This window comes from Enterobacter cloacae complex sp. BZL2005 (assembly GCF_049238885.1).
GTDB lineage: Bacteria > Pseudomonadota > Gammaproteobacteria > Enterobacterales > Enterobacteriaceae > Enterobacter > Enterobacter roggenkampii.
The window spans coordinates 1-2,016 of the sequence record NZ_JBMKGI010000041.1 but is presented as its reverse complement, the minus strand read 5'-3'; the positions used below and the strand labels follow the sequence as shown (position 1 = coordinate 2,016).

Annotated in this window: 2 protein-coding genes and 1 pseudogene; 1 reads left to right on the top strand and 2 read right to left on the bottom strand. The window is 52.5% G+C overall.

Annotated features, from left to right (window positions below):
• Nucleotides 1–166: 166 nt before the first annotated feature.
• Both ACOTXI_RS24200 and ACOTXI_RS24195 read right to left on the bottom strand, forming a co-directional pair.
• The gene (locus ACOTXI_RS24200) at nt 167–781 is read right to left on the bottom strand and encodes a DUF2913 family protein (protein ID WP_152660210.1); all 615 of its coding nucleotides are present in this window, start codon (nt 779–781) and stop codon (nt 167–169) included.
• A gap of 53 nt (nt 782–834) precedes the next feature.
• A complete protein-coding gene (locus tag ACOTXI_RS24195; protein WP_001261568.1) occupies nt 835–1,116 on the bottom strand; it encodes a hypothetical protein in 282 nt (93 codons plus the stop codon).
• Between the two features lie 499 nt (nt 1,117–1,615).
• Here ACOTXI_RS24195 and ACOTXI_RS24190 point away from each other — a divergent pair.
• Nucleotides 1,616–2,016: pseudogene (locus ACOTXI_RS24190) on the top strand (transposase); the annotation flags it as partial.

The window sequence follows — 2,016 nt, the reverse complement described above, 5'->3', positions numbered from 1 at the left end:
ATGGTGATCCCCTGGGCGAAATGCGCCTGGTAAGCAGAGTTTTTGAAATGTAAGGCCTTTGAATAAGACAAAAGGCTGCCTCATCGCTAACTTTGCAACAGTGCCGACCGCAATACTGTCATGAAAATGACCGGTCTGACTGAAGATGACTGGCACAAATCCGCCACTAATCCCCCTTTCCTGGCACTCCCTGCCGGGCCATCAGTGAAAACTGGTGGCCCGGCAGGGAGGCACCAGACTCAGGCTCAGCCTGCCAGCCACAGCGATTTAACAGTTTCATTATCCCAGTTACGTTCCCTGTCAGACGTACTGTCAGCGGATTTGTCTGTTGGCCATTGTCGTCAAAAGCGGCATCAAGGTTTGTCCGTAAGAGATAAACACCGTTTACTCCAGGATTGAGTACCAAAGCATATCGTCCGGCCCATTCTCTGTCGCTCATTACGCGGTAATTCCAGCCCATGTCTTTCGCTGTTTCCAGCGCATACGTCAGCCGGAACATGTCGTTCTGTTCAGTCAACTCGCCGCTGCAGGAGCGCCAGACATAGCCCAGTTTGTCGACCAGCTTAGCTCTCACACCCAGCAAACGCCCCTGATTCAGTAACCACCCGATATCCTGTGCCACATCGCGCGAGAATCGCCGTTGCTTCAGTGCTGCCGCGAGCCAGCGGGTGAGAAAGAGATTTTCCTGTGCGGGAGAGAGTTCTCCCTGCTCCTGTCTGGCCAGTGCCAGCGCGACCAGTGCACACCATGCCAGATGGCCTGTTTTTTCTGTCAGCGTCATAACAGATACCTCCCTTCAGTCTTACTGATTCCCTGGTCTTAAATCTCAGTTGTTCAGCTCTGTACAGTCGGTCTCAGCTGCCATGTTGCCCCACCAAAACAGGTCACACCGACCACCTGCTCCCAGGTTTCCTTCTGCTCCAGCAGCTTCTCCAGCGCATGAAAGTCCGCGCGCGAGAGCACAATATCTTCCCGCTCGCCGGGCGACTCCAGAATATACCCCTCAGGTATCCGCGTGGCCGATTCACCAGCCTGCCGTGAGGATATGCGGTAAAAGGTTTTGATGCATCCTCCGCGAGTGAGGGCATCGAGGATGATGCTTTCGGCAACGCGCATGACTGGCTCCGGTTAAAAGTGTTTCACGTCTTTGCCGGTGTGCAACTGGCGACGCTCATCATGCCGCGTAGTGCTTCCACAGACAACGGCTTTGCCTCATTGCCCCGGTGGACCATCGCATGGCAGTTCGGGCAAGGAATGCTATGGTAAATATAACCTTCCCCTTACACTCATGAAGCTTATGGAAGAATTATTCACTTGTCCGATATGTAAACTCTCATTTGGCCATAAAGCTAGGTTGAGAAAGCATATAAAAAAGCATACGAAATCCCTTGAAAAGAATCTCGCTAAGGCCAACTCAACCAAAAAGGCTGAGCATGAAAAGATGCTTATTCAGGAGAGGATTGCAAGGACAGGTAGCGCTTTTAAAAATGAATCGGAGAGAAATAAGTACTTTGAAAGAAGGCGTGCTGAAAACCCCATATTTGTGACCTGCTCCCCGTTGATTAGTACACCCCGATGTTAGTAATGTCTTCATAAGCCACATGAGGACATCCCCATGAAGAAGCGTTTTTCCGACGAACAGATCATCAGTATTCTCCGCGAAGCCGAAGCTGGGGTACCCGCCCGTGAACTCTGCCGCAAGCATGCCATTTCCGATGCCACGTTTTACACCTGGCGTAAGAAGTATGGCGGTATGGAGGTGCCTGAAGTTAAGCGCCTGAAGTCGCTTGAGGAAGAGAACGCCAGACTCAAGAAGCTGCTTGCCGAAGCCATGCTGGATAAAGAGGCGCTTCAGGTGGCTCTTGGGCGAAAGTACTGACGACGGACCAGAAGCGGGAAGCCGTGATGCTGATGTGTGATGCGACCGGTCTGTCGCAACGTCGTGCCTGCAGGCTTACAGGTTTATCCCTGTCGACCTGCCGCTATGAGGCTCACCGTCCGGCTGCTGATGCGCAT